The sequence below is a fragment of the Kitasatospora sp. NPDC096147 genome (assembly GCF_044763225.1).
Classification (GTDB): Bacteria; Actinomycetota; Actinomycetes; order Streptomycetales; family Streptomycetaceae; genus Kitasatospora.
Window position 1 is genome coordinate 625,538 of sequence record NZ_JBIWFX010000003.1, and the last position, 25,426, is coordinate 650,963.

The following is a 25,426-nucleotide window of genomic DNA, read 5'->3' on the forward strand; positions in this document are numbered from 1 at the left end:
GCAGCCATGTAACCTGGCGCTCCCGCCGTCGGCCAGCCCCCGGACGTGAAAAGATTCCAACCGTTATGAGCAGCCCCCAGCCACCGACCAGCGCCGACGTCGCCCGCCTCGCCGGGGTCTCCCGCGCCACCGTCTCCTTCGTGCTCAACGACACCGCCGGCGGCCGGGTCGGCGAGGCCACCCGGCAGCGGGTCCGGGCCGCCGCCGCCGAGCTCGGCTACGTGCCGCACGCCGCCGCCCGCTCCCTGCGGGCCGGCCGCACCGGCATCGTGCTGATCGGCGGCTCCTCGGCCCCGATCGGCCCGCTGTTCAGCGGCTTCTACCGCGAGCTGCAGAGCGCCCTGCGCGAGCGCGGCCACACCAGCGTGCTCTACGGCCCGACCGGCGAGGACGAGCAACCCGCCCGCGCCTGGGCCGAGTTGAGACCTGCGGCAGTGCTCTGCCTGGAGCCGGTGCTGGACGCCGCCGGGGTCGCGCTGCTGCACCGCTCCGGCACCCGGGCGGTGCTCACCCTGGGCACCGCACCCGTCCCCGGGGCACACGCCCTGATCATGGACCAGCGCGAGGTGGGCGCCGCCGCCGGTGCCCACCTGCTGGCGGCCGGCCGCCGCCGGCTCGGCGTGGTGGTACCGACGGACAGCGGCCTCGACCAGTTCAGCGGCCCCCGGCTGGCCGGGGTCCGGGCCACCGCCGCCTCCGCCGGCCTGCCGGACGAGGCGGTGACCCCGCTGCCGCTGGACTACACCGAGGAGTCCGGAGCGGCCACCGCCCGGCGCTGCCGCGAGCTCGGCCTGGACGGGATCTTCGGCTACAACGACGAGTACGCCATGCTGCTGCTCCGCTCGCTCCAGGACCTGGGCGTCCGGGTGCCGGAGCACACCGCCCTGGTCGGCGCGGACGACCTGCTGCTCGGCCGCCTGCTCCGCCCCCGCCTCAGCACCGTCCGCCTCACCCTCCCCGAGGGCCGGGCGCTGGCCGATCTGATCGACCTGCTGATCGGCGACCCCACCACCACACCGGCCGGGGACAACCTGCTGACGGCCCGTCTGATCGCCCGCGACTCCGCCTGACCGGCGGCGGCCGAGGCCGGCCGGTCGCTCCTGCGGCACGGGTGGCGCAGGAGCAGCACCGGATCGGCGGCGGAGCGGACGGCGAGGTCGCGGGGCCGGAGCGGTCACCCCGGACAGGCAGCTGTACCCCCCGCCCGGCCCCTGCCCCTGCCCCCTGCCCCCTGACACGGCGACGGCCCGTCCCCCGGGCGGGGGACGGGCCGTCGGTGGCTGCCGGTGGGTCAGAAGCCGAGCTTGCGCAGCTGCTTCGGGTCGCGCTGCCAGTCCTTGGCCACCTTGACGTGCAGGTCGAGGTAGACCGGGGTGCCGAGCAGCGCCTCGATCTGCTTGCGCGCGGTGGTGCCGACGTGCTTCAGGCGGGAGCCCTTGGCACCGATCACGATGGCCTTCTGGGACTGCCGCTCGATGTAGACGTTGGCGTGGATGTCGAGCAGCGGGCGGTCGGCCGGGCGGTCCTCACGGGGGATCATCTCCTCGACCACCACCGCCAGCGAGTGCGGCAGCTCGTCCCGGACGCCCTCCAGCGCGGCCTCCCGGATCAGCTCGGCGACCATGATCAGCTCGGGCTCGTCGGTGAGGTCGCCGTCCGGGTAGAGCGGCTGGCCCTCGGGGAGCAGCTTGGTGATCAGCTCGCCGACCAGCTCGACCTGCTGGTCGCCGACGGCGGAGACCGGGATGATCTCGGCCCACTCGATGCCCAGCTCGGCACCGAGCTGCTGCACGGCGATCAGCTGCTCGGCCAGCTTCTTGGAGTCGACCAGGTCGGTCTTGGTGACGATGGCCACCTTGGGGGTCTTCTTGACCTCGGCCAGTTCCTTGGCGATGAACTTGTCGCCGGGGCCGAGCTTCTGGTCGGCGGGCAGGCAGAACCCGATCACGTCCACCTCGGCCCAGGTGGACCGGACCAGGTCGTTCAGCCGCTCGCCGAGCAGGGTGCGGGGCTTGTGCAGACCGGGGGTGTCGACCAGCACCAGCTGGGCGTCGGGGCGGTGCACGATGCCGCGCACGGTGTGCCGGGTGGTCTGCGGACGGTCGGAGGTGATCGCGACCTTCGTCCCGACCAGGGCGTTGGTCAGGGTCGACTTACCCGCGTTGGGACGGCCGACGAAGCACGCGAACCCGGAGCGGTACGGGGAAGAAGGAGCACTCATGGGCACCATTCTCCCTGATCGTCGGAGCGGAGTCGGTCAGCGGGCCTTCTTGCCCGTCGCCGCGCCGATCAACAGGAAGAGGAACAGCACCAGGGAGCCGATCAGCCAGTAGGGCGAACCGGTCTCGTGCCACCGCCCCAGGCCCATCAGTGTCAGCAGTACCCCCGCGATGAACGCACACCCACCCATGCCGGTCAGATTATCGATCCGACCCCGGTTGCCGGGCGCGGTTCCGACAGGCGGGACGGGTGGCACCGCCCCCGCCCCGCCGCCGGAGCCTCCGTCAGAACGCCTGCCGGAAGGTGCCGTCCGGGCCGGCCAGCAGCACCGGGGCGGACGGCCCGCCGAGGTCGCGCACGGCCGCCAGGTCACCCTCGGCCGGGGCCTCGGCCTCGGTCACCACGGCGGCGGCCTCCAGTCCCTTGGCCCCGCTGGCCACCGCCATCGCCACGGCGGTCTGAAGCGCCGTCAGCTTCAGCGAGGGCAGGGCCACGGTGCACGCCACATACGTCCGCCCGGTCTCGTCACGGACGGCGGCCCCCTCGGCCACGCCGTTGCGGGCGCGGGCCGAGCGGGCCAGCGTGATGATCTTCTTGTCCTCGGGGTCCAGCGCGGCGGTCTGCTCAGTCTGATCGGTCATGCCGCCGAGCATAGGAGACCGGCCCCGGCCGCTGCTCAGACGTCCAGCAGGTCGCCCTTCCCGGCGGGCGCGAAGGCGGCCAGCGCCGCGTCCACCCGGGCCAGGTCAGCCGCCGAGAGCCGGACCTCGGCGGCGGCGACGTTGTCCGCGATGTGCGCCGGGGTGCGGCTGCCGGGGATCGGCACCACGTGGTCGTCCTGGTGCAGCAGCCAGGCCAGCGCCAGCCGGCCGGGGCTCAGCCCCAGCTCGGCGGCGATCGCCCGGACCGGGGCGTAGCGGTCGTTGTTGGCCCGCAGGTTCGCCTCGTCGAAGCGCTCCAGGTTCTGCCGGAAGTCGCCCTCGGCCAACTGCTGCACGGTGCCGGTCAGGAAGCCGCCGCCGAGCGGGCTCCAGGCCACCAGCCCGACCCCCAGCTCGCGGGCGGCCGCCAGCAGCTCCGGATCGGCCGGCTGCCACATCGACCACTGCACCTGGACGGCGGCCACCGGGTGCACCGCGTGCGCCACGCGCAGCTGGGCGGCGGTCACGTTGGACAGCCCGAGGTGGCGCACCAGCCCGGCCGCCACCAGCTCGGCCACCGCGCCGACGGTGTCGGCCAGCGGCACCTGCGGGTCCGGGAAGTGCGGGTAGTAGAGGTCGAGCACGTCGGTGCCGAGACCGCGCAGCGACCGCTCGGCGTAGCCCCGGACGTACTTCGGCTCGGCGTTCACCGCCAGCTCGCCGAAGGCGTAGCCGACCGGGAAGCGGTGCGCCTCGGCGCCCTCCGGGATCCGGAGGCCGAACTTGGTGGCCAGCACCACCTCGTCCCGCCGGCCGGCCAGCGCCCGGCCGATCAGCCGCTCGTTGTGCCCCTCGGCACCGTAGCCGTCGGCGGTGTCGATCATGGTGACACCGGCGTCCAGGGCGGCCAGCAGTGCCCGCTCGCCCCGGTCGTCGTCGGTCTCCCCGTACATGCCGGGCGAGAGCACCATCGCCCCGAAGCCGATCGGGGCGGTGCTGAGCGTACCCAGGGTGCGGGCGGTCATCGGGGTCTCCTCGCGCGTCGAAGCGTGCCTGAAGATCCCTTCCTACCGCCGGACCTGACGGCCCGTCAGGTGAATTCCCGGAACCGGCCGCCCCGTCTCGCACCCTGGGCACGGCCGCCGGCGCACGCGTGCGGCCGTCAGTGCCGGAGCACCACCGGCGGCCCGGCCGGGCCGCGCAGGGCCTCGGTGTAGCGGGCGTGCCGCTCGCGCCAGTACGGGTTGTCGTGCGGCAGGTGCCGGCTGACCCGGCCGTACATGCCGAAGGTGGCCAGCACCAGGCCGAAGACGAAGCTGAAGATCACGTTGCTCATCCCGAAGGCCAGGAAGTTCGCGTCCGAGTCCAGGATCATCAGCCCGACGAACCCGGCGACGACGAAGACCGCGCCGACCGTCATGTTGATCCAGGAGGCGAGGTTCCCGCCGATCGCGGCACCGGCGATCAGCAGCAGCCCGACCACCACCGAGAGCAGCCCGAGCAGCCCGTTGCTGCTCATGCCGGCCACCCGGTCCCCCTGGGTGTCCAGGAAGCCCGGGCGGTCCAGCAGTCCGAGGATGCCGAAGAACAGCAGGAAGACCCCGCCGAGCCCGGCTCCGAATCGGTAGACCTGCGCCAGCCGGTGGTCGACCGGCAGGTCGTCCTTGAGCTTCAACACGGCGTGCCTCCCGTACGGAGCGCGGCGGGGTCCCCGCTGTCCACGCTACTCCTCGGGGTCCTCCCCCTCGACGGGCTCGTCCTTCTCCCGCAGCGGGGCGACCAGCACGGTGCCGATCCGGTTCCGCCGGCCGGCCGCGCTCTCGGCGGTGAGCCGGATCGCGGTCAGCTCCGAGCCGGAGTCCTCCGGCACCGGGAGGTCGACCGAGGAGCCCGGGATCGGCACCCGGCCGAGGTGCTTGGCCAGCAGACCGCCGACCGTCTCGACGTCCTCGTCCTCCAACTGGAGGCCGAACAGCTCGCCGAAGTCCTCCACCAGCAGCCGGGCGGTGATCCGGTACGAGCCGTCGCCGAGGTCCTCGACCGGCGGCAGCTCCCGGTCGTACTCGTCGGTGATCTCGCCGACGATCTCCTCCAGGATGTCCTCGATCGTCACCAGCCCGGCGGTGCCGCCGTACTCGTCGATCACGATCGCCACGTGCGAGCGCATCTGCTGCATCTCGCGCAGCAGGTCCACGGCCGGCTTGGAGTCCGGCACGAAGACCGCCGGGCGCATCACCGAGGAGACCTGCTCGGACTCCGAGTCCCGGTTGATGTGGGTCCGCCGGACCAGGTCCTTGAGGTAGACGATGCCGACCACGTCGTCCTCGTTCTCGCCCACCACCGGGATGCGCGAGAAGCCGGAGCGCAGCGCCAGGGTGAGCGCCTGACGGACCGTCTTGTGACGCTCGATCATCACCAGGTCGGTGCGCGGCACCATCACCTCGCGGACGATGGTGTCGCCCAGCTCGAAGACCGAGTGCACCATCCGGCGCTCCTCGTCCTCGATCAGGTCGTCCTTCTCCGCCAGGTCCACCAGGGCCCGCAGCTCGGCCTCGGAGGCGAACGGCCCCTCCTTGTACCCCTTGCCCGGGGTGAGCGCGTTGCCCAGCAGGATCAGCAGCTTGGGGATCGGCCCGAGCACCCCGGCCAGCGGCAGCAGCACGAAGGAGGCCGCGGTCGAGGTGGTCAGCGGGTGCTGGCGCCCGATCGTGCGGGGCGAGACGCCGACCGCGACGAAGGACACCAGCACCATCACGGCGAACGCCAGCAGCACCGCCTGCCAGGTCGGGTGGACGCTGCGCACGCAGACCACGGTGACCAGGACGGCGGCGGCCATCTCGCTGGAGACCCGGATCAGGGTCGCCAGGTTGAGGTAGCGGATCGGGTCGGAGGCCAGCGTCAGCAGCCGGTCCGCCCCGCGCCGCCCGGTCCGGACGGCCTCCTCGGCGCGGAACCGGGAGACCCGGGAGATGCCGGCCTCGGCACAGGCCGCCAGCCAGCCGAGCACCACCAGCAGGAGAGCCCCGATCAGGAGGCTCGTACTGTCACCACTCACAGGGGGCCGGGCCTCAGTGGGTGGTCGGGGCGGGGGAGATCGCGGACAGGCCGCGCCCCTCCCGCCAGTCGTCCAGGATGCGCTTCTGGAGGCCGAACATGACCTCCTTCTCCTCCGGCTCCTCGTGGTCGTAGCCGAGCACGTGGAGCACCCCGTGGACGGTGAGCAACTGCAGCTCGTCGTCCATCGAGTGCTTGGTCGGGGCGTCCAGGCCCTGCTGCTTGGCCACCTCGGGGCAGAGCACGATGTCGCCGAGCAGCCCCTGCGGGAGGTCCTCGCCCTCCTTGCCGGGGCGCAGCTCGTCCATCGGGAACGACATCACGTCGGTCGGACCGGGCAGGTCCATCCACTGGATGTGGAGTTCTTCCATCTGGGCGCTGTCGACCAGGATGACGGAGAGCTCCGCCTGCGGGTGGATCCGCATCTGGTCGAGGGCGTAGCGGGCGACGTCGAGGATGGACTCCTCGTCGACCTCCCAGTCGGACTCGTTGGCGATGTCGATCGACATGACGGGCTGGTTACTCAGCTTTCGGTGCGATGGGACTGGCGGGGGGCACGGGCGCCCTTCCGCTGGACGGGCTTGCGGGGTGCGGCGGTCGCCTCGGCGGCCTCCTGCTGGGCGTCCCAGCGCTCGTAGGCGTCGACGATCCGGCCGACCAGCTTGTGCCGGACCACGTCGGTGCTGGTGAGCACCGAGAAGTGGATGTCCGGGACGTCGACCAGGATCTCCTGGACCACCTTGAGGCCGGAGCGGGTGCCGCCGGGGAGGTCGATCTGGCTGGTGTCACCCGTCACCACGACCCGGGAGTTGAAGCCCAGGCGGGTGAGGAACATCTTCATCTGCTCGGGCGAGGTGTTCTGCGCCTCGTCCAGGATGATGAAGGCGTCGTTCAGGGTCCGACCGCGCATGTAGGCGAGCGGGGCGACCTCGATGGTGCCCGCAGCCATCAGCCGGGGGATGGAGTCCGGGTCCATCATGTCGTGCAGCGCGTCGTAGAGCGGGCGCAGGTACGGGTCGATCTTCTCGTAGAGCGTGCCGGGCAGGAAGCCCAGCCGCTCCCCCGCCTCGACGGCCGGCCGGGTCAGGATGATCCGGTTGACCTCCTTGGCCTGGAGGGCCTGCACGGCCTTGGCCATCGCCAGGTAGGTCTTGCCGGTACCGGCCGGGCCGAGGCCGAAGACGATGGTGTGCTTGTCGATCGCGTCGACGTAGCGCTGCTGGTTGAGCGTCTTGGGGCGGATGGTCCGGCCCCGGTTGGACAGGATGTTCGCGGTGAAGACCTCGGACGGAGCCGGGTGGTCCGGGTCGTCGGCGGCGCTGCGGAGCATGGTGATCGACCGCTCCACGGCGTCCTCGGTCAGCGGCTGGCCGGTGCGCAGCACCAGCATCATCTCGTTGAACAGCTGCTGGACCAGGGCGACCTCGGCACGGGAGCCGGTCGCGGTCACCTCGTTGCCGCGCACGTGGATGTCGGCGTCCGGGAAGCCCTGCTCGATCACCCGGAGCAGCGAGTCGGTCGCCCCGAGCAGGGTGACCATCGGGTGCTTCTCGGGGATGGTGAAGCGGGCGGTGGCGGCGGCGTCCCCGACGGGACGCGACTGTCCATTGGTGCGGGTCTGCGGTGTCTCAGTCATGGGTCGGCCGCTCGGGCCTGCCTCATCCCATCCGTCGTCTAGGGGTGCCGCTCGGTTCTCCGGGGTCACCAGGGTACGCCGCGCACCAGGCCACTGCGGTGACGCGGCTTCCGATGGTCCGGGAGGAAGCGTGCGGATGCGAGTGGTTTTCGGTGTGCGCCGGTGCTCCGCCGCCGGCTCAGCGGCGCGCCGGTACGGCTACCCGGGCCAGGTCCTGGGCAACCACCAGCTCGCCGTCGAAGTGCTTCGCGGCCTCGGCCAGATGACCGCCCAGGTCCGGGTAGCGCTGGGAGAAGTGGGTCAGCACCAGGGTGCGCACCCCCGCCTCGGCCGCCACCCGGGCGGCCTGAGCGGCGGTCAGGTGGCCGTGCTCCTCGGCGAGATGGGCCTCGGACTCCAGGAAGGTCGCCTCGATCACCAACAGGTCGGCGCCGTCCGCGAGTTCGCCGACGCCGGGGCAGAGCCGGGTGTCCATCACGAAGGCGAACTTCTGGCCGGGGCGGGGCTCGCTCACCTCGGCCAGGGTGACCACCCGGCCGCCGACCTGCACCGCGCCGTCCCGCTGGAGGCGGCCGACCTCCGGGCCGGCGATGCCGAGTTCCCGGAGCCGGGCCGGGATCAGCCGGGTCGAGTCCGGCTCGACCAGCCGGTAGCCGAAGGATTCCACCGGGTGCGAGAGCCGGACGGCGCTCAGCGCGAAGGCGGCACCCGGGGCGTCCAGCGGGCCGGGCTCCTCGATCGGGTGCGGGCGCAGCTCGGCGGTCTCGTGGAAGGCGGTGGCGTGCCGGAGCCGGTCGAAGAAGACCTGGCCGCCGGCCGGGTAGTAGGCGTCCACCGGGTGCGGCACCCGGTCGAGGTTGATCCGCTGGATCACCCCGGCCAGGCCGAGCGAGTGGTCGCCGTGGAAGTGCGTGACGCAGAGCCTGGTCAGCTGGGTGGCCGAGACCCCGGCGTGCAGCATCTGACGCTGCGTCCCCTCGCCGGGGTCGAACAGCAGGCCCTCGCCGTCCCAGCGGAGCAGGTAGCCGTTGTGGTTGCGGTGCCGGGTCGGCACCTGGCTGGCGGTGCCGAGGACGACGAGCTCGCGCTGGGACACCGGATCAGACCAGGCCCTCGTGCAGCTGCCGGCCGCCGAGCACGTGCACGTGCGCGTGGAAGACGGTCTGGCCCGCGCCGGCCCCGGTGTTGAAGATCAGGCGGTAGTCGGAGAGGCCCTCGTCGGCGGCCACCCGGCCGGCCTCGGCCAGCAGCTCGCCGGCCACCTCCGGCTCGGCCTCGGCGAGCGCGGCCGCGTTCGGGTAGTGCGCGTGCGGGATCACCAGCACGTGGGTGGGCGCCTGCGGGTTGATGTCCCGGAAGGCGAGCGTGCGCTCGGTCTTGCGGACCACGGTGGCCGGGATCTCCCCTGCCACGATCTTGCAGAACAGGCAGTCGGACTGCGGCTCGCCGGCCATCTCGGTCTCCTCGCTGATCGCTGTGGGATACGGGTCGCAGCCTAGCCGAGGGCTGCCCGCCCGGTGGGGGCCTGTGGTAGGTTTCCCGGCCGTCCACCGCCCCTCCGCCACGGAGCGTCAGATGCGCCGCCTACCAGGTCCTTTGAGTGCCGCCGCCCTGATCGGGGTGCTGCTGGCCGGAGCCGCCGCCGTGCCCGCCGAGGCCAGGACCGGTGGCAGCAGCGGTTCGAAGAGCAGCAGCGGCGGTAGCAGCAGCGGCGGCTCGAAGAGCAAGACCACCACGGGCAGCTCCTCCACGGGCAGCTCTTCCACGGGCGGCTCCTCCACCAGTGGCGGGGTCTCCAAACCGACGGCCGGCACCGGCGGTTCGACCGACGGCGGCAGCGGGAGCACCGGCAGCACCGGCGTGGGCGGCACCACCACCGGGACGAACACGCTCCCCCGCCCGACCACCGGCTCCGGCACGACCTCGTCCCCTGATGCCACCCCGAGCCCCTCGGTCGGGCTCTCCAAGACGCCGAACGCCGCTCCGACGCCGCTGGTGGTCAGCAAGCAGCCCGCCAAGGCCAAGAAGAAGAAGTCCTCCTTCGGCGGCCTCGGCGGGGCGCTGGTGCTGCTGCTCCTGCTGCCGCTGCTGCTGGTCGTCGGCCTGGTGCTGTTCCTGGTCCGGCGCGCCCGCCGGACCGGGGACCAGCGGCACTAGGGCAGTTCGGGCAGCTCCGGGGCCTTCGCCGCCGGGCGTTCGGCCAGCGCGGCGAGCGCCAGGCGGACGCCCTCGGCCAGCTGCGGGTCCCGGCCGGCCGCCCAGTCGTGCGGGGCGATCGGCACCTCGACGTCCGGGTCGACGCCGTGGTTCTCCACGCCCCAGCCGTAACCCTCCAGCCAGAAGGCGTACTTGGGCTGGGTGACGGCGGTGCCGTCCACCAGGGAGTAGCGGCTGTCGATGCCGATCACGCCGCCCCAGGTGCGGGTGCCGACCACCGGGCCGATGCCGAGCGCCTGGATCGCCGCGTTGACGATGTCGCCGTCCGAGCCGGAGAACTCGTCGGCCAGCGCCACCACCGGGCCGCGCGGGGCGTCCTGCGGGTACGGGGAGGGGACGGCCAGGTCGCGGGCGAAGTCCCAGCCGACCACCCGGCGGTTGAGCTTCTCGATGATCAGCTGGGAGGTGTGGCCGCCCCGGTTCTCCCGGAGGTCCACGATCACGCCCTCCTTGGCCATCTCGACCCGCAGGTCGCGGTGGATCTGGGCCCAGCCGCCGACCTGCATGTCCGGGACGTGCAGGTAGCCGAGCCGCCCGTCGGAGAGCGCGCGGACGGCGGCCCGCCGGCCGGCTACCCAGTCGTGGTAGCGCAGCGCCTCCTCGTCGGCCAGCGGCACCACCACCGGGTGGCGCTCGGTGCCGTCGGGCGCCCGGACGGTGAGCTCCACCGGCTGGCCCGCCGTGCCGGCCAGCAGCGGGGCCGGGCCGGTCACCGGATCGACCGGTCGGCCGTTCACCGCGAGCAGTGCGTCGCCGGCCCGGACGGCCGCCCCCGGGGCGTTCAGCGGGGAGCGGGCGCGCGGGTCGGAGGACTCGCCGGGGAGCACCCGGGCCACCTTCCAGTCCTGACCGTCCTTCACCAGGTCGGCGCCGAGCAGGCCCTGACGGCGGGCCGCCTCGGTGCCCCGGCCGGGCGGGATCACGTAGGCGTGCGAGGTGCCGAGCTCGGCGACGGTCTCGTAGAGCAGGTCCACCAGGTCGTCGTGGCTGCCGAGCCGGTCCACCAGCGGGCGGTAGCGGTCCAGCACCCCGGCCCAGTCGGTGCCGCCGAGATCGGCCCGCCAGAAGTTGTCCCGCATCAGGCGGCCGTTCTCGTCGAACATCTGCCGCCACTCGGCCGCCGGGTCCACGGTGATCCGGAGCCGGTCCAGATCCACCGTCAGGTCGTCGTCCTCGCCCGCCTTGTGGTCGGCCGGCACCACCCGGACGGTGCCCTGGTCGAAGACCACCACCCGGCCGGCGTCCCCGCTGAGCGCGAAGCCGTCCAGCTCGGAGACCAGCTCCTCGGCCCGGCGCTTCTTGAAGTCGAAGCGCTCCAGCACCGGGCGGGCCTCGTCGTCCTCGAGCGAGGCGGCGTTGTCGCCGAGCATGCCGAGCAGCGGGTAGCGGGTCCAGAGCACGCCGTCCTTGACCGCGCGCAGGGCGCCGAACTGGCCGCCCTCGACCGGGAACGGGATGATCCGGTCGGCGATCCCGGCCAGGTCGACGGTGGTGCGCGGAGCCTTCTCCGCCTCGTCCCCGGCAGCCTCCTCCGCCGCGCCGGCGGCGCCGTCCTCCGGGCTCCCCTCCGTGGTCTCCTTCGCCGGCCCGTCCTTCTTCGGCCCGTCCTTCTTCGGCGACTCGTCGTCCTCGCCGGTGAGCGAGCGGCCGGCCCGCTGCGGGCCGAAGGGGGACGGGGTGTCGGCGGCCAGCGTCACCAGGTACGGGCGGGCACCGGTCGGGAAGGACAGGTCGAAGACGTGCGCGTCGTAGACCGGGTCGAAGTTGCGGACCGAGAGGAAGGCCAGGTGCTTCCCGTCGGCGGTGAAGGCGGGCGCGTAGTCGACGAAGCGCTGCGGGGTGACCTCGACCACCGAACGGTCCGTCAGATCGGCCAGCACGATCTGCCGCAGGGCCTCGGCACCGAGGGCCGGCTGCGACCAGGCCAGGTGACGGGAGTCCGGCGAAAAGACCAGACCGGTGACCTCGCCCTGGCCGCTGCGGGCCAGCTCGTGCAGGGTGCCGTCGGCCAGCACCAGGTGGAGCACCCGGCCGTCGTGCACGGCCAGCGCCAGGCTGCCGCCGTCCGGGGCGACCGCCAGCGCCAGCACCCGGCCCAGCTGCCCGGCGGCCAGCACCCGGCGCTCGGCGCCCAGCACGTCGGGGGCGTGCACCAGGGCGTCGTCGCCCTGGGCGTCGGTGATCCAGACCGCGCCTTGCGGGCCCTTGGCGCCGTCCGCACCGTCCGCGCCCTCGGGGGCGACCGCGCCGGGCACCACCCGGGCCAGCCGGTTCCGGACGCCCGGGGTCTCGTCCAGCACCCGGGCCGGGCCCTCCTGGTGGGTCAGCCAGTGCACCGCACCGCGCACCACCACGGCGCTGGCCCGTCCGGTGCGGTCCGGCGCGACGGTCTCCAACTGCCCGGCGGCGTGCACCGGGCGGGGGCGGCGGCCGGCCCGGGGGCCGGCCGGGCGGACGTCCAGCAGGCGCGGCTCGGCGCCGGTCAGGTCGTCCAGGATCCACAGGTCACCCGCGCTGTGCCAGACCACCCGGGTGCCGTCGGTGGTGGCGTTGCGGGCGTAGAAGCCGTCCCGGTCGGCGGTGTGCCGGCGCAGGTCGGAGCCGTCCGGGAGGCTGGACCAGAGCTGCCCGCTGCCCTCGTGGTCGGAGAGGAAGGCGATCCGGTCGCCGACCCAGAGCGGCGAGTCGATGTTCCCCCGGCCGTCCAGCTCGGTGTGCACCCGGGTGAACTCGCCGCCGCGCTCGCCGATCCAGAGCTTCCCGGCGGTGCCGCCCCGGTAGCGCTTCCAGTGGGACGGCTCGGTGCCGAGCGGGGCCAGCAGCAGCGTCCGGGAACCGCCCGGCTCCTCGGCCAGCCCGCCGATCGGCCCGTACGGCAGCCGCTCCGGCTCGCCGCCGTCCAGCGGGACCGCGAAGGCCCAGGTGCGGCGGATCGTCTCCTGCCCGGCGGAGGTCACCGCGACCGGACGGCCGTCGGCGGTCCAGCCACGCAGCCTGGTCCGGCCGGCGCCCCAGTACGTCAGCCGCCGGGACGGACCGCCGTCGGCCGGGGCCAGGTGGACCTCGGCCGCGCCGTCCCGGGTGGAGGTCCAGGCGACGTACCGGCCGTCCGGCGAGAACCGTGGATGGCTGACCGGCACCTGATCGGCCGTCAGCGGCCAGGCCCGGCCGCCCTCGATCGGGGCCAGCCAGACGTCGTCCTCGGCGACGAAGGTGACCAGGTCGCCGTGCAGGTGGGGGTGGCGCAGGTAGGCGCCGGCAGAGGTCGTCACGGCGGCCACCCTATGCAGGGGGCGGGCCGGGGACCATGCGTTTCTTCGACAGCGAACCCTCGGGGGTGAGGGAGGCCCGGTCGGGGCCGGCGGCCGGTGCGCGGAACGGACGGGCTCACGTCCAGCAACCGGTGCACGGCACGGACGGACTCAGGTCCGGCGGCCGGTGCGCGGAACGGACGGGCTCAGGTCCAGCGGCCGGTGCGCCCGAGCAGGAGGGCGCCGGCCGCCACTCCGGCGGTGGAGGTGCGCAGCACCGAGGGGCCGAGGCGGTGCGGCTTGGCCCCGGCCTCGGCGAAGGCGGCCAGCTCCTCCGGGGAGACGCCGCCCTCGGGGCCGACCACCAGCACCAGGTCACCGGTGGCCGGGAGGGCGGCGGTGGCCAGCGGTTCGGAGCCCTCCTCGTGCAGCACGGCGGCGAAGGCGGCGGCGGCGAGCAGCGGGGCCAGCTGACGGGTGGTCATGAGGTCACGGACCTCGGGGAAGCGCAGCCGGCGGGACTGCTTGCCCGCCTCCCGGGCGGTGGAGCGCCACTTGGCGAGCGCCTTGGCGCCCCGGTCGCCCTTCCACTGGGTGATGCAGCGGGAGGCGGCCCAGGGGATCACCACGTCCACCCCGACCTCGGTCATGGTCTCGACCGCGAGCTCGCCCCGGTCGCCCTTGGGCAGCGCCTGGACCACCACGATCCGGGGGGCCGGCTCCGCCTCCTGACGGACCGCCAGCACCTCGACGTCGAGCGCGTCCTTGCCGTGCACGGCCCGGACGGCGCCCTCCACCCCGAGGCCGAGGCCGTCCGCCAGGGTGACGGCCTCGCCCGGCTCCAGCCGCTTGACCGCAGCCGCGTGCCGCCCCTCGGGCCCGTCCAGCCGGACCACCGAGCCGGGGGCGGCCCCGGCGAGCAGTGCGGACTCCACGACGAACACGGGGGCGGTCATGTGGTGCTACTCCTCGTCAGGTCGCTGCTCAGCGACCGTTGAACGCGTCCTTGAGGCGGGAGAACAGGCCCTGCTGCCCCGGTGCGAACTGGCCCGACGGCCGCTCCTCGCCGCGCAGCACGGCGAGCCGCCGGAGCAGGTCCTCCTGCTCCGGGTCGAGCTTGGTCGGGGTCTGCACCTCGACATGCACTATCAAGTCGCCCCGGCCACCGCCGCGCAGGTGGGTGACGCCCCGTCCGTGCAGCGGGATCGACTGGCCGGACTGGGTGCCGGGCCGGATGTCGACCTCCTCCAGGCCGTCCAGCGTCTGCAGCGGCACCTGGGTACCGAGCGCGGCGGCCGTCATCGGGATGGTGACGGTGCAGTGCAGGTCGTCGCCGCGCCGCTGGAAGGTCGGGTGGGCGGTCTCGGCGATCTCGACGTAGAGGTCACCGGCGGGGCCGCCGCCGGGGCCGACCTCGCCCTCGCCGGCCAGCTGGATCCGGGTGCCGTTGTCCACACCGGCCGGGATCTTGACCGTCAGGGTGCGGCGGGCCCGGACCCGGCCGTCGCCGGCGCACTCCGGGCACGGGGTCGGCACCACGGTGCCGAAGCCCTGGCACTGCGGGCAGGGGCGGGAGGTCATGACCTGGCCCAGGAAGGACCGGGTGACCTGGGACACCTCGCCCTTGCCGCGGCACATGTCACAGGTCTGCGCCGAGGTGCCGGGGGCCGCGCCCTCGCCGTTGCAGGTGGTGCAGGTGACGGCGGTGTCGACCTGGAGTTCCTTGGTGGTGCCGAAGGCGGCCTCCTCCAGGGTGATCTCCAGCCGGATCATCGCGTCCTGGCCGCGCCGGGTGCGCGAGCGCGGGCCGCGCTGACCGGAGGCCGCGCCGAAGAACGCGTCCATGATGTCGGAGAAGCCGAAGCCCGCCGCGCCGGCTCCGAAGCCGCCGGCCCCGCCGCCGTTCGGCGAGAGCGGGTCGCCGCCGAGGTCGTAGACCTGACGCTTCGCCGGATCGGAGAGCACCTCGTAAGCGGCGTTGATCTCCTTGAACCGCTCCTGGGTCTTCGGGTCCGGGTTGACGTCCGGGTGCAGTTCACGGGCGAGGCGCCGGAACGCCTTCTTGATCTCGTCCTGCCCCGCATCCCGTCGGACGCCGAGTACCGCGTAGTAGTCCGTGGCCACCAAATGCTCCGCTTTTTCGCCTCTGGAAGTGCTGCGACTTGTCCTGAACAGTGCTGTTCTTCGAGCTGTCCTACGACTCGTCTACGACTCGGCCAGGATCTGGCCCACGTACCGCGCCACCGCTCGCACCGCCCCCATTGTGCCCGGGTAGTCCATCCGGGTCGGTCCGATCACGCCCAGCTTCGCGACACTCTGATCGCCCGAACCGTAACCGACCGAGACCACCGAGGTGGAATTGAGGCCCTCGTAGGCGTTCTCGTGGCCGATCCGGACCGTCATCCCGGCGTCCGCCGTCTCACCCAGGAGACGGAGCAGGACAACCTGCTCCTCCAGGGCCTCCAGCACCGGCTGGATGGTGAGCGGGAAGTCGTGGCCGAAGCGGGTCAGGTTGGCCGTGCCGGCCAGCATGATCCGCTCCTCGTTCTGCTCCGCGAGGGTCTCGAACAAAGTGGCCAGGACGGTGGAGACAGCCGGCCGGTCGGCCGGTTCGAAGGTGGACGGGAGGTCCTCCAGCAGGCCGGGGACCTCGGGCAGCGGCTTGCCGACCGCCTGGGCGTTCAGCCGGGAGCGCAGGTCCGCCAGGACCGTCTCGCCGACCGCGCCCGGACAGTCCACCATCCGCTGCTCGACCCGGCCGGTGTTGGTGATCAGGACCAGCATCACCTTGGCCGGGGCGAGCGCCACGAGCTCGACGTGACGGACCGTCGAGCGGCTCAGCGAGGGGTACTGGACCACCGCGACCTGCCGGGTCAGCTGCGCCAGCAGCCGGACCGTACGGGCCACCGTGTCGTCCAGGTCCACCGCGCCGTCCAGGAAGTGCCGGATGGCCCGGCGCTCCGGTGAGCTCATCGGCTTGACCTCGGCCAGCCGGTCGACGAACAGCCGGTACCCCTTGTCGGTGGGGATCCGGCCGGCGCTGGTGTGCGGCTGGTGGATGTAGCCGTCCTCCTCCAGGGCCGCCATGTCGTTGCGCACGGTGGCCGGGGAGACGCCGAGGTTGTGACGCTCCACCAGGGCCTTGGAGCCGACCGGCTCCTCGGTCCCGACGTAGTCCTGGACGATGGCGCGCAGCACCGCGAGTTTGCGGTCGTCCAACGGACGCTCGCCGTACATGGCACCCACCTTCCCCTCGTCCCTCCGGCCGGACCCGCTGGCACTCAGACCGTCAGAGTGCCAGGGCAGTACCAGCCAGTGTAAGGCCCATGGGTGACGGCAGGAACGGGGCGCTCAGGTGATCCTCATTGCTCCGCCAGTTGGGGCGAGCTCCGGGGGCGGCCCCGGGGTGGCAGCATCGAAAGCGAACATACCGGGACAGAAGGAGCAGACATGTCATCGAGTCGGCACACCCGCTTCGCCCCGGACCGGGGCCTGACGGGCCGGATGGTCATCACCATGTTCGTCATCGGTCTGCTCTACGTGGGCTTCACCGGGGTGCTGATCGTGCTGCTGCGCGGGGCCTGGCCCCTGGTGGTGCTGATCTCCGGCGGGCTGTTCGTGGCACAGTTCTGGTTCAGCGACCGGATCACCCAGCGCGCGATGGGCGCCCGCGAGGTCACCCCCGAGGAGTACCCGCAGCTGCACGGCACCGTCGACCGGCTCTGCGCCCTGGCCGACATGCCCAAGCCTCGGGTGGCGGTCACCGACACCGACATGCCGAACGCCTTCGCCACCGGACGCAACCCGCAGAACGCGGTGGTCTGCGTCACCACCGGTCTGCTGCGGCGGCTGGAGCCGGAGGAGCTGGAGGGCGTGCTGGCCCACGAACTCTCGCACGTGGCGCACCGGGACGTGGCGGTGATGACCATCGCCGGCTTCCTCGGCGTGCTGGCCGGGGTGATCACCCGGATCGCGCTCTACGGCGGCTTCCTGAACGGGCGGGGCAGCCGGGACAACAACGCGGCGATCGCGATGATCCTGATCCCGCTGGTCAGCATGGTGGTCTACGCGGCCAGCTTCCTGCTCACCCGGCTGCTCTCCCGCTACCGCGAGCTGGCCGCCGACCGGGCCGCCGCCCAACTCACCGGCCGGCCCAGCGCCCTGGCCTCCGCGCTGACCAAGGTGACCGGCCAGATCTCCGCCATCCCGACCGAGGACCTGCGCCGGGCCCAGCCGTACAACGCCTTCTACTTCGCGCCCGCGCTGAGCGCCCGGGAGACGGCGAGCCGACTGATGTCCACCCACCCGTCGCTGGAGCAGCGACTCGCCCAGCTCGGCCGGATCTCCGCCGATCTCGGCCGCTGAAGGGGCTGCACGCACCATGGGATTCCTCGACGCGCTCTTCGGCCGCAGCAAGCCCGTCCGCCCCGACCTGGACCAGCTCTTCGCGGTGCCCTCCGCCGCCCTCACCCTGGAGGCCGGCACCGGCTTCCGGCCGACCGGGCTCGGCTCGGTCTGCTTCGCCGCCGTCGAGGGCGGCGCCTTCACCGAACTGACCGCCCAGGTCACCGCCCTGCTGGACGCCGACACCGGCCGGGGCGGCACCCCGGTCGAAGCCTCCCGGGACTCCTACGGCTACTCCTGGCTGCTCGCCCGGCACGCCCCCGAGGAGCTCCCCGAGCTGGTCAACGACCTGCACGCGGTCAACAGCGAGCTGGAGGCGAACGGCTTCGGCCCCCAACTGCTCTGCTCCCTCGTCTCCTTCCGCGACCCGGCCGGCCGCCCGCTCGGCCTGGTCTACCTCTACAAGCGCGGCACCTTCTACCCCTTCGCCCCGCTCCCGGGGGGCGTCGAACGCCGGGACAACGCCCTGGAGCTCCAGGTCAAGGCAGTGCTCGGCGACGACCTCCGGGTGGAGCCGGAGCTCAACCGCTGGTTCCCGGTCTGGGGCGCGCCGGGGCTGTGACGGGTGGTGACGGGGCGTCAGCCGTGGAGCTGCACCACCGCGTCCGGGGGCGCCAGCAGGGCCATGTCACGGTGCCGGCCGGAGGACACGAACTCCTTGGCGGCGGCGGTGAAGGCGGACGGCGGGCGGTAGCCGTGGGCGCTGAGGTAGTGCCAGAGCATCACCGGCGCCGCGTACACCACCCCGCCCTCCCCCGGCACCCGCAGCTCCCCGTTCCCGAACTCGCCCGCCAGCACCTTGGCCTCACCCTCCTGCATGTCGGCCCAGGCGACCGGACCGCAGATCTCACAGGTGTGGAAGCCCCGGGTGAGCGCGATGCTCTGGTGCCGCATCAACTCCCGGACCGCGTCCAGCAGTCCCCCGTCCACCGGACCCGAGTGCGGGCAGTCGTCGCCCAACCAGCCCACCGCGAGGGTCCGTGCGGGGTCGTGACGGAAGCTGATGTAGCGGTCCGGGAGGTACAGAACGGTCTTCTCGAAGCAGCCGTACGGCGCGAGGTCCTCGATGTGGGTCACCGTCAGGGCCGGTCGTACCAGGAGAAGGCGGTGATCTTCCAGCCGTCCGCCGGGGTGCGGACGAACTGGATGGTCTTGGTGCCCCGGCCCCCGTACGGGGCGCCGTCGAGGGTGCCGTCCTTGGCGTACTCGCCGAAGCGGCAGGCGATGTCGCCGGCGATGTCGGTGCGCTCGCTGGTCTCCCACTCGTGGAAGTCGGTCAGGCGGCCGTTGGAGAGCAGTTCCTCGCGGGGGGCGATGAACTCCTCGACGGAGTGGACGGTGTACCGCGGGCCGGTCACCACGATCACCCCGCCCGGGACCATCAGGCGCCGGATCCGGGCCACGTCGGCCGGCTTGCCGTCCCGGTTGTCGAAGGCGCCGAAGAACTCGGCGGTGAGGGCGTCGATCTCCCGCTTGGCGGCCTCGTCGGCGGCCTCGTTCGCAGCTTCGGTGACGGCTTCGGTGACGGCTCCGGTGGCCGCTTCGTTGGACATGGCCGGACAGTAACAGTGCAATGGCACCCACCGGGAGGGGAACGTAGTCTGACGGCCCATGAGATCCGAACTGCCCGGACTGCTGACCGGCCTCCGCTCCCCCGACCCCGCCGTCCGGGACGACCACGCCTACGTCCGGCTGGCGGCGCTCGTCCCCGAGCTGGACGAGGCGGAGCGGCTCCGGCTCGGGGACGAACTGGCCGGGCGGCTCGGCGATCCTGAGGTGCAGGCGCGGAGCTTCGCCGCGCTGGTGCTGGCCCGGCTGGTGGAGGCCGGGGCCCACCGGGCGGAGTGGCTGGCGGCGTTCGCGGACTGGTACCCGGCGGAGCCGGACCTGCGGGGGTACGACCCGCAGATGGGCTGGCTGCACGCCGCCGCGCACGGGGCCGACCTGCTGGCCGCGTTCGGCCGGCATCCCGAGGTTCCGCCCGCTCCGCTGCTGGAGCTCGGGGTGCTGCGCCTGCTGGCACCGACCGGGCAGGTCTTCGACGCGATGGAGGACGACCGGATCGGCTGCGCGCTCGGGGTGGTGCTGACCCGGGAGGAACTGACGGAGCGTGAGGCGCTGGGGTGGCTCGACCCGGTGGTGGCGGAGTTCGGGCGGGCCGAGCCCGGGCCGGTACCGCCGTTCGCCTCCAACACCCTCCGCACCCTCCGGGTGGTCTACCTGCTGGCGGACCGCGGCGTACGGCCGCGCGGGCACCAGGGCGATCCGCTGATGCTCCGTCACCGGGCGGCGGTGCGGGAGGCGGTGGCCGGCGTGCTGGCGATCGCCGCACCGTACGCGGGGTGAGCGGCGCCGACCGGTGAGCGGGGCGGGCGGCTCGTAGACTCCGGGGAATGCGGAGCAAGGAGTACGGACCCGACCTGACCCCGCCGTGGAAGCGGCAGCAGCCGGCGCCGGAGGTGGCGGCCGAGCGCGACCTGGTGGTGGAGGAGGCGGCCACCGGCTACTGCGGGGCGGTGGTGCGGTGCGAGAAGACGGCGGAGGGCTTCACCGTCACCCTGGAGGACCGGCACGGCAGGCAGCGGGTCTTCCCGATGGTGCCGCGCGGCTTCCTGCTGGAGGGCCGGGTGGTGACCCTGGTCCGGCCGGCCGCCACCCGGACCGGCCCGCCGCAGGGGCCGGGGCGGACCGCCTCGGGCTCGGTGGCCGTCCCGGGGGCCCGGGCCCGGGTGGCCCGGGAGTCCCGGATCTACGTGGAGGGGCGGCACGACGCCGAGCTGGTCGAGCGGGTCTGGGGTGACGACCTGCGGATCGAGGGCGTGGTGGTGGAGTACCTGGAGGGCGTGGACGACCTCCCGGCGATCGTCGCGGACTTCGGGCCCGGTCCGGGCCGGCGGCTCGGGGTGCTGGTGGACCACCTGCTGCCCGGCACCAAGGAGCACCGGATCGCCCAGCAGGTGACCGGGGCCGAGGTGCTGGTGGTCGGCCACCCGTACGTCGACGTCTGGGCCGCTGTGAAGCCGTCCAGTGTGGGCATCCCCGGCTGGCCCGAGGTGCCGCGCGGCGAGGAGTGGAAGCTCGGGGTCTGCCGCCGGCTGGGCTGGCCGGAGGACACCCCGGCGGCCTGGAAGCGCATCCTCGCCTCGGTGAACTCCTTCCGCGACCTCGACCCGGCGCTGCTGGGCCGGGTCGAGGAGCTGATCGACTTCGTGACGGCGGGTCAGGAGGGCTGAGCCGCCGATGCTCCGGCCGGGCGCAGCGGGAGCGCTCCGGGCAGGAAGAGCCGGGGCCAGAGGTACAGCACCACCGGGTAGACCGCGTAGCCGATCCTGGTCGCCGGGGACAGCAGGATCGCCAGCAGCAGCCCGAGCGCCAGCCGGCCGGCCGCCGCCGTCACGTCGCGCGGCGGCCGGACCAGCAGCGAGACACCGACGGCCAGTGCGCTCAGGCCGATCAGCACCACCGCGACCGTCCTGCCGTGCTCCGGCGACAGCACCACCAGCAACTGGCCGAGCAGCGGGCTGGCGGCGGTGGAGGCGGTGTCGCTCAACCCGAACGGGTAGAGCAACACGCTCTGCCGGAACGCCTCCGGATCGGCCAGCAGCACCGGCACCACGGCAACCAGGGCCACCGCCCCGGCCGCCGCCGTGAAGCGCAGCGCCGCCCGCCGCCCGGCCACGGCCGCGAGGAGCACCAGCAGCACCGGAACGGCGGGCCAGGCCGTCCACTTCAGGGCCGCCGCCAGCCCGGCCACCACCCCGGCCCGGCCGGCCTCGCCCCGCCGGGCGAAGGCGAGGGACAGGCAGAGCAGCGCGATCACCGGCGGGTCCACCCCGCCGATCGCCAACGGCAGGGCGAGCACCGGGCAGGCCACCAGCCAGAGCAGCCTGGTCAGGCGGTCCGGGGGCCCTGACGGGCCGTCAGCGGGCCCGGTGGCGGGCCGGACCAGCCGGACCGACCAGGCCAGCGCCGCCAGCGTGCCGAGCACCAGCCAGAGCCGGGCCCCGGCCAGCGCGCCGACCAGCCCCCCACCACCGAACAGCGCGGCGGGGAGACCGAAGAGGGACATCCCCGGGAGGTAGGGGTTGAACTCCCGCACCGCCTGCGGCGCGTGCAGGTAGGGGGTGCCGGTGTCGAGCAGCAGGCGGGTGCCGCGCTCGATCACGCCCACCTCCATCTGGGCCCGGCCGAGCACGGTGAGCCAGAGCAGGGGCAGCACCAGCGAGCCGAGGACGGCGACCACCGCCGCAGCCCTCCCCCACCGGCGTCGGGTGCCCAGCGCGACCAGCGCCGCCGAGGCGTACCCGGGGCCGGCGAGCACCCCCCACCACCGCTGGGCCGTCCCGGGCGGCGAGGAGAGCCCGACCGCCAGGGCCGCCACCGCGCTCACCAGCAGCAGCGGCAAGCACCAGGACGACCACCGGGGGTGCACGGGCCGGCCGACGGTGCCCTCTGCCGGGCGGTCCGGGGCGGGGCCGACCGGCCGCGGGGAGAGGACACTCATCCGGCCAAGGTTAGCCTGCCCGGCCGCTGTCCTTCCGGTACGAAGCACCGGCGGACGACCGCCCGCCCGGCTGACGGCCCGTCAGCGGCGCCTCAGTCCACCAGGTCGCGGACCACCCCGTCCGCGAGCAGCCGCCCGCGCAGGGTCAGCGCGGCCCGGCCGTCCGCGTACGCCGCGCCGTCCAGGAGGCCGTCGGCCAGTGCCCGGCCGGCCGCCGCCAGCCCGTCGGCCGTCAGCAGCGAGAGCGGGCAGCCGTCCCGCAGCCGGAGCTCCAGCAGGATCCGCTCCACCCGCCGGTCCTCGGCCGCCAGCAGCTCCCGCCCCTGTCCGGGGGTGCGCCGCTCGGCCAGCGCCTGGGCGTACGCCGCCGGGTGCTTGACGTTCCACCAGCGGACCCCGCCGACGTGGCTGTGCGCGCCGGGGCCCGCGCCCCACCAGTCGGCGCCGGTCCAGTACAGCTCGTTGTGGCGGCAGCGCCCGGCCTCGGTGGTGGCCCAGTTGGAGACCTCGTACCAGGAGTACCCGGCGGCGGAGAGCGCCTCCTCGGCGATCAGGTAGCGGTCGGCGTGCACGTCGTCGTCGATCATCGGCAGCTCGCCGCGCTTGACCCGGGCGGCCAGCTTGGTGCCGTCCTCGACGATCAGCGAGTAGGCCGAGACGTGGTCCGGCCCGGCGCCGATGGCGGCGGCCAGCGAGGCCCGCCAGTCGTCGTCGGACTCGCCGGGGGTGCCGTAGATCAGGTCCAGGTTGACGTGCTCGAAGCCGGCCGCCCGGGCCTCGGCCACGCACGCCTCCGGCCGTCCGGGCGTGTGGTGACGGTCCAGCAACTGGAGCACGTGCGGCCTGGCGCTCTGCATGCCGAAGGAGATCCGGTTGTAGCCGCCCTCGCGCAGCTCGGCCAGGTAGGCCGGGTCGACCGACTCGGGGTTGGCCTCGGTGGTGACCTCGGCGCCGGGGGCGAGGCCGAACTCGTCCCGGATCGCGGCCAGCGCCTTCACCAGGTCGGCGGCGGGCAGCAGGGTCGGCGTGCCGCCGCCGACGAAGACCGTCTCGACCGGGAGGTCGGCGTCGCCGAGCACCCGGCGGGCCAGCCGGATCTCGCTCACCAGGTTGTCCGCGTAGGTCTCCTGGGAGGCCACGGCGCCCGAGGAGCGCAGCTCGGTGGCGGTGTAGGTGTTGAAGTCGCAGTAGCCGCAGCGGCTGGCGCAGTACGGCACGTGCAGGTAGAAGCCGAACGGCCGCCGCCCGACCTCCGCGAGCGCGGAGTCGGGCAGCGAACCGTCGGACGGCAGCGGTTCGCCGTCGGGAAGTGCGGAGGGCATGCCCCCATTGTCCGGTACCGGGAGGGCGCCCCCGGACCGGGACCCCGAGCCCGGACCGCACACCCGGGCCCGAGCACCGAACGCAGGCCCGGGCCGGAGCCCGGACCGCCGGGCGTCACGCCTCGTTGGACCCCGCGTACATCGCGGTGACCGCGTCGGCGTAGGTCTTCTCGACCACCGGCCGCTTGATCTTGAGGCTCGGGGTCAGCTCGCCGTGCTCGATGTCCAGGTCGCGCGGGAGCAGGCTGAACTTCTTGATGGTCTGCCAGCGCTGGAGCTCGCCGTTCACCCGCTGCACGAAGCCGTCGATCAGCTCGTTCACCTCGGGGCTGGCCACCACCTCGGCGTACGACTTGCCGGCCAGGCCGTGCTCGGCCGCCCACGGCATGATCACCGTCTCGTCCAGGCCGATCAGCGCGGTGCAGTAGTTGCGGCCGTTGCCGATCACCAGGATGTTGCTGACGAACGGACAGACCGCCTTGAACTTGCCCTCCACCTCGCTGGGCGCGACGTACTTGCCGCCCGAGGTCTTGAACATGTCCTTCTTGCGGTCGGTGATCCGCAGGTAGCCGTTGTCGATCTCGCCGATGTCGCCGGTGTGGAACCAGCCGTCGTCCTCCAGCACCTCCGCCGTCTGCTCCGGCAGCTGGTGGTAGCCGCGCATCACGCCCGGGCCCTTGAGCAGGATCTCGCCGTCCTCGGCGATCCGGACCTCGGTGCCCGGCAGCGGCACGCCGACCGTGCCGACCCGGAAGTCCTCGGCCCGGTTGACGGTGGAGCCGGCGCTGGTCTCGGTCAGGCCGTAGCCCTCCAGCACCGGGACGCCGGCGCCCTTGAAGAAGTACCCGATCTCGGGGGCCAGCGCCGCGCTGCCGGAGACCGCGCCGCGCAGCCGGCCGCCGAAGGCCGCCCGGATCTTGGCGTAGACCAGCTTGTCGGCGATCGAATGCTGGAGGCCGAGGACGAACGGGACCGAGTCCCGGCCGGTGGCGATCCGGTTGGCCTGGCCGATCCGGGCGTGCTCGCGGGCCACCTTGGCGGCCCACAGGAAGATCTTGTACTTGGCGCCGCCCTCGGCCCGGGCCTTGCCGGCGATGCCGTTGTAGACCTTCTCGAAGATCCGCGGGGCGCTGGCCATCAGGGTCGGGCGGATCACCGGGAGGTTGTGGATGATCCGGTCCACCCGGCCGTCCAGCGCCATCACGTGGCCGGTGCGGATCTGACCCGAGATCAGGGTCTTGCCGAAGACGTGCGACAGCGGCAGCCACATGAACTGCACGTCGTCGGAGCGGAGCAGACCGCTCTCCTCCTGGGCCACGCCCTCGTAGGCCCAGCAGTCGTGCACCAGGCGGACGCCCTTGGGGCGGCCGGTGGTGCCGGAGGTGTAGATCAAGGTGGCCAGCTGCTCGCGGTCGAGCGCCTCGATCGCCTTGGTCACCGCGTCCGGGTGCTCGGCCAGGTGCGCCCGGCCGCGCTGCTCCAGCTCGTCCAGGGTGAGCACGTCCAGCCCGCCGGTCTCCAGCGCGCCGCCCGGGGCGTCGAACAGGATGACGGTGCGCAGCTCGGGCAGCTCGGCCTTGCGCTCGACCGCCTTGGCCAGCTGGGCGGTGTTCTCGGCGAACAGCGCCTTGCTCTCCGAGTTGGCCAGGATGAAGGCCGTCTCCTCGGCGTTGGTGCTCGGGTAGACGGTGGTGGTCGCGGCGCCCGCGCACATGTTGCCGAGGTCCGCGAGGATCCACTCGATCCGGGTGGAGGAGGAGAGCGCGACCCGGTCCTCCGGGCCGATTCCCAGGGTCATCAGGCCCGCCGCCACCGCGTGCACCCGCTCGGCGGTCTGCTTCCAGGTCAGCGAGCGCCACTGCTCGGCACCGGGGGCACCGTCCGCCGCGTGCTCGTCCACCGGGACGGGGAAGCGGTACGCCTCACCGTTGGGGGTGGCCTCGACGCGGTTCTGGAACAGGTGGGCCACCGACGGCGGGCGCCGGTCGATCGTGGACTGCGCGGAACTCAACGAGGACCTCCGGGGTGGCGGGGTGGCCGAGGGTGGAGCCCGGTGGCGTGGGGGCCGGCCGACCGGACGGACTGGTTAACCAGCGAGTAACAAACTGGGTGCCAGCAGCCTAGGGGCTGGGAAGCCGATCCGTAAGGGGGTACACGGACCTGGCACCCGGCTCTCC

The 25,426-nt window shown here is 73.4% G+C and carries 25 protein-coding genes; 6 read left to right on the plus strand and 19 right to left on the minus strand.

All coding sequences use genetic code 11. The features are described 5' to 3' along the window. Window positions 1–65 precede the first annotated feature (65 nt). Window positions 66–1,070: a LacI family DNA-binding transcriptional regulator gene (locus ACIRBX_RS13510; RefSeq protein ID WP_402296239.1), complete on the plus strand. Its 1,005-nt coding sequence runs from the start codon at window positions 66–68 to the stop codon at window positions 1,068–1,070. A gap of 221 nt (window positions 1,071–1,291) precedes the next feature. Here ACIRBX_RS13510 and era read toward each other — a convergent pair whose 3' ends face one another. The 10 genes from era to ACIRBX_RS13560 form a co-directional block, all read right to left on the minus strand. Further along, complete coding sequence (gene era, locus ACIRBX_RS13515) at window positions 1,292–2,230, minus strand: GTPase Era (RefSeq protein WP_402296241.1); 939 nt, start codon at window positions 2,228–2,230, stop codon at window positions 1,292–1,294. A 27-nt stretch (window positions 2,231–2,257) separates the two neighbouring features. Continuing rightward, window positions 2,258–2,410, minus strand: coding sequence for a hypothetical protein (locus tag ACIRBX_RS13520; protein WP_402296243.1), 153 nt, complete (start codon window positions 2,408–2,410; stop codon window positions 2,258–2,260). A gap of 94 nt (window positions 2,411–2,504) precedes the next feature. After that, window positions 2,505–2,861 (minus strand): cytidine deaminase, encoded by a 357-nt coding sequence (locus ACIRBX_RS13525; RefSeq protein ID WP_402296245.1) that lies wholly within the window; start codon window positions 2,859–2,861, stop codon window positions 2,505–2,507. A 35-nt stretch (window positions 2,862–2,896) separates the two neighbouring features. Beyond that, complete coding sequence (locus tag ACIRBX_RS13530) at window positions 2,897–3,886, minus strand: aldo/keto reductase (protein WP_402296246.1); 990 nt, start codon at window positions 3,884–3,886, stop codon at window positions 2,897–2,899. A 137-nt stretch (window positions 3,887–4,023) separates the two neighbouring features. Then, a complete protein-coding gene (locus ACIRBX_RS13535) occupies window positions 4,024–4,539 on the minus strand; it encodes a DUF4383 domain-containing protein (RefSeq protein WP_402296247.1) in 516 nt (171 codons plus the stop codon). A 45-nt stretch (window positions 4,540–4,584) separates the two neighbouring features. Continuing rightward, on the minus strand, window positions 4,585–5,916 hold the full coding sequence (locus ACIRBX_RS13540) for a hemolysin family protein (protein WP_402296249.1): 1,332 nt from the start codon (window positions 5,914–5,916) through the stop codon (window positions 4,585–4,587). 13 nt (window positions 5,917–5,929) lie between these two features. Then, window positions 5,930–6,424, minus strand: a complete 495-nt coding sequence (ybeY, locus tag ACIRBX_RS13545; protein ID WP_396292795.1) for an rRNA maturation RNase YbeY — start codon at window positions 6,422–6,424, stop codon at window positions 5,930–5,932. 14 nt (window positions 6,425–6,438) lie between these two features. Then, the gene (locus tag ACIRBX_RS13550) at window positions 6,439–7,551 is read right to left on the minus strand and encodes a PhoH family protein (RefSeq protein ID WP_402296251.1); all 1,113 of its coding nucleotides are present in this window, start codon (window positions 7,549–7,551) and stop codon (window positions 6,439–6,441) included. A 178-nt stretch (window positions 7,552–7,729) separates the two neighbouring features. After that, the gene (locus ACIRBX_RS13555) at window positions 7,730–8,647 is read right to left on the minus strand and encodes a ribonuclease Z (RefSeq protein WP_402296252.1); all 918 of its coding nucleotides are present in this window, start codon (window positions 8,645–8,647) and stop codon (window positions 7,730–7,732) included. A gap of 4 nt (window positions 8,648–8,651) precedes the next feature. Beyond that, window positions 8,652–9,005: a histidine triad nucleotide-binding protein gene (locus ACIRBX_RS13560; RefSeq protein WP_402296254.1), complete on the minus strand. Its 354-nt coding sequence runs from the start codon at window positions 9,003–9,005 to the stop codon at window positions 8,652–8,654. A 121-nt stretch (window positions 9,006–9,126) separates the two neighbouring features. Here ACIRBX_RS13560 and ACIRBX_RS13565 point away from each other — a divergent pair, with 121 nt between their 5' ends. Beyond that, window positions 9,127–9,708, plus strand: a complete 582-nt coding sequence (locus ACIRBX_RS13565; protein WP_402296256.1) for a hypothetical protein — start codon at window positions 9,127–9,129, stop codon at window positions 9,706–9,708. Here the strand turns inward: ACIRBX_RS13565 and ACIRBX_RS13570 are convergent. From ACIRBX_RS13570 to hrcA, 4 genes are all read right to left on the minus strand, one after another. Then, a complete protein-coding gene (locus tag ACIRBX_RS13570; RefSeq protein WP_402296258.1) occupies window positions 9,705–13,049 on the minus strand; it encodes a PDZ domain-containing protein in 3,345 nt (1,114 codons plus the stop codon). The two genes, ACIRBX_RS13565 and ACIRBX_RS13570, sit on opposite strands and share 4 nt — an antisense overlap. Window positions 13,050–13,225: 176 nt before the next feature. After that, window positions 13,226–13,975 (minus strand): 16S rRNA (uracil(1498)-N(3))-methyltransferase, encoded by a 750-nt coding sequence (locus tag ACIRBX_RS13575; RefSeq protein WP_402296260.1) that lies wholly within the window; start codon window positions 13,973–13,975, stop codon window positions 13,226–13,228. Between the two features lie 28 nt (window positions 13,976–14,003). Further along, window positions 14,004–15,143 carry a molecular chaperone DnaJ gene (dnaJ, locus tag ACIRBX_RS13580; protein ID WP_402296262.1) on the minus strand — a complete coding sequence of 380 codons (1,140 nt, stop codon included), beginning with the start codon at window positions 15,141–15,143 and terminating at the stop codon, window positions 14,004–14,006. A gap of 81 nt (window positions 15,144–15,224) precedes the next feature. Then, complete coding sequence (hrcA, locus tag ACIRBX_RS13585; RefSeq protein WP_402296264.1) at window positions 15,225–16,256, minus strand: heat-inducible transcriptional repressor HrcA; 1,032 nt, start codon at window positions 16,254–16,256, stop codon at window positions 15,225–15,227. 213 nt (window positions 16,257–16,469) lie between these two features. Between hrcA and htpX the strand changes: the two genes are divergently transcribed. Further along, on the plus strand, window positions 16,470–17,384 hold the full coding sequence (htpX, locus tag ACIRBX_RS13590; RefSeq protein WP_402296266.1) for a zinc metalloprotease HtpX: 915 nt from the start codon (window positions 16,470–16,472) through the stop codon (window positions 17,382–17,384). Window positions 17,385–17,400: 16 nt separating this feature from the next. Next, window positions 17,401–17,985, plus strand: coding sequence for a hypothetical protein (locus ACIRBX_RS13595; protein ID WP_402296268.1), 585 nt, complete (start codon window positions 17,401–17,403; stop codon window positions 17,983–17,985). Window positions 17,986–18,002: 17 nt separating this feature from the next. Here ACIRBX_RS13595 and ACIRBX_RS13600 read toward each other — a convergent pair whose 3' ends face one another. Together ACIRBX_RS13600 and ACIRBX_RS13605 are read right to left on the minus strand one after the other, a co-directional pair. Continuing rightward, window positions 18,003–18,500 (minus strand): hypothetical protein, encoded by a 498-nt coding sequence (locus ACIRBX_RS13600; protein ID WP_402296270.1) that lies wholly within the window; start codon window positions 18,498–18,500, stop codon window positions 18,003–18,005. Window positions 18,501–18,502: 2 nt separating this feature from the next. Next, window positions 18,503–18,976, minus strand: a complete 474-nt coding sequence (locus ACIRBX_RS13605) for a DUF4440 domain-containing protein (RefSeq protein ID WP_402296271.1) — start codon at window positions 18,974–18,976, stop codon at window positions 18,503–18,505. Window positions 18,977–19,034: 58 nt separating this feature from the next. Here ACIRBX_RS13605 and ACIRBX_RS13610 point away from each other — a divergent pair, with 58 nt between their 5' ends. Both ACIRBX_RS13610 and ACIRBX_RS13615 read left to right on the plus strand, forming a co-directional pair. After that, entirely contained in the window at window positions 19,035–19,769 is a 735-nt protein-coding gene (locus ACIRBX_RS13610) for a DUF2785 domain-containing protein (RefSeq protein ID WP_402296273.1), read from the plus strand. A gap of 47 nt (window positions 19,770–19,816) precedes the next feature. Beyond that, window positions 19,817–20,656 carry a DUF3097 domain-containing protein gene (locus tag ACIRBX_RS13615; protein WP_402296274.1) on the plus strand — a complete coding sequence of 280 codons (840 nt, stop codon included), beginning with the start codon at window positions 19,817–19,819 and terminating at the stop codon, window positions 20,654–20,656. On the opposite strand, the gene ACIRBX_RS13620 is transcribed toward ACIRBX_RS13615, so the two are convergent. From ACIRBX_RS13620 to ACIRBX_RS13630, 3 genes are all read right to left on the minus strand, one after another. Beyond that, window positions 20,644–21,927: a glycosyltransferase 87 family protein gene (locus ACIRBX_RS13620; protein ID WP_402296276.1), complete on the minus strand. Its 1,284-nt coding sequence runs from the start codon at window positions 21,925–21,927 to the stop codon at window positions 20,644–20,646. The genes ACIRBX_RS13615 and ACIRBX_RS13620 overlap by 13 nt on opposite strands. A gap of 92 nt (window positions 21,928–22,019) precedes the next feature. Further along, entirely contained in the window at window positions 22,020–23,249 is a 1,230-nt protein-coding gene (gene hemW, locus ACIRBX_RS13625) for a radical SAM family heme chaperone HemW (RefSeq protein ID WP_402296278.1), read from the minus strand. 115 nt (window positions 23,250–23,364) lie between these two features. After that, complete coding sequence (locus ACIRBX_RS13630; protein ID WP_402296280.1) at window positions 23,365–25,260, minus strand: AMP-dependent synthetase/ligase; 1,896 nt, start codon at window positions 25,258–25,260, stop codon at window positions 23,365–23,367. Window positions 25,261–25,426: the final 166 nt, after the last annotated feature.

Excerpts from the sequence above, each read along its gene's own strand:
- ACIRBX_RS13510 (WP_402296239.1), top strand. The coding sequence starts at position 66 with ATGAGCAGCCCCCAGCCACCGACCAGCGCCGACGTCGCCCGCCTCGCC.
- era (WP_402296241.1), bottom strand. The coding sequence starts at position 2,230 with ATGGTGCCCATGAGTGCTCCTTCTTCCCCGTACCGCTCCGGGTTCGCG.
- ACIRBX_RS13520 (WP_402296243.1), bottom strand. The coding sequence starts at position 2,410 with ATGGGTGGGTGTGCGTTCATCGCGGGGGTACTGCTGACACTGATGGGC.
- ACIRBX_RS13525 (WP_402296245.1), bottom strand. The coding sequence starts at position 2,861 with ATGACCGATCAGACTGAGCAGACCGCCGCGCTGGACCCCGAGGACAAG.
- ACIRBX_RS13530 (WP_402296246.1), bottom strand. The coding sequence starts at position 3,886 with ATGACCGCCCGCACCCTGGGTACGCTCAGCACCGCCCCGATCGGCTTC.
- ybeY (WP_396292795.1), bottom strand. The coding sequence starts at position 6,424 with ATGTCGATCGACATCGCCAACGAGTCCGACTGGGAGGTCGACGAGGAG.
- ACIRBX_RS13550 (WP_402296251.1), bottom strand. The coding sequence starts at position 7,551 with ATGACTGAGACACCGCAGACCCGCACCAATGGACAGTCGCGTCCCGTC.
- ACIRBX_RS13560 (WP_402296254.1), bottom strand. The coding sequence starts at position 9,005 with ATGGCCGGCGAGCCGCAGTCCGACTGCCTGTTCTGCAAGATCGTGGCA.
- ACIRBX_RS13565 (WP_402296256.1), top strand. The coding sequence starts at position 9,127 with ATGCGCCGCCTACCAGGTCCTTTGAGTGCCGCCGCCCTGATCGGGGTG.
- ACIRBX_RS13575 (WP_402296260.1), bottom strand. The coding sequence starts at position 13,975 with ATGACCGCCCCCGTGTTCGTCGTGGAGTCCGCACTGCTCGCCGGGGCC.
- hrcA (WP_402296264.1), bottom strand. The coding sequence starts at position 16,256 with ATGTACGGCGAGCGTCCGTTGGACGACCGCAAACTCGCGGTGCTGCGC.
- htpX (WP_402296266.1), top strand. The coding sequence starts at position 16,470 with ATGTCATCGAGTCGGCACACCCGCTTCGCCCCGGACCGGGGCCTGACG.
- ACIRBX_RS13595 (WP_402296268.1), top strand. The coding sequence starts at position 17,401 with ATGGGATTCCTCGACGCGCTCTTCGGCCGCAGCAAGCCCGTCCGCCCC.
- ACIRBX_RS13605 (WP_402296271.1), bottom strand. The coding sequence starts at position 18,976 with ATGTCCAACGAAGCGGCCACCGGAGCCGTCACCGAAGCCGTCACCGAA.
- ACIRBX_RS13610 (WP_402296273.1), top strand. The coding sequence starts at position 19,035 with ATGAGATCCGAACTGCCCGGACTGCTGACCGGCCTCCGCTCCCCCGAC.
- ACIRBX_RS13615 (WP_402296274.1), top strand. The coding sequence starts at position 19,817 with ATGCGGAGCAAGGAGTACGGACCCGACCTGACCCCGCCGTGGAAGCGG.
- ACIRBX_RS13620 (WP_402296276.1), bottom strand. The coding sequence starts at position 21,927 with ATGAGTGTCCTCTCCCCGCGGCCGGTCGGCCCCGCCCCGGACCGCCCG.
- hemW (WP_402296278.1), bottom strand. The coding sequence starts at position 23,249 with ATGCCCTCCGCACTTCCCGACGGCGAACCGCTGCCGTCCGACGGTTCG.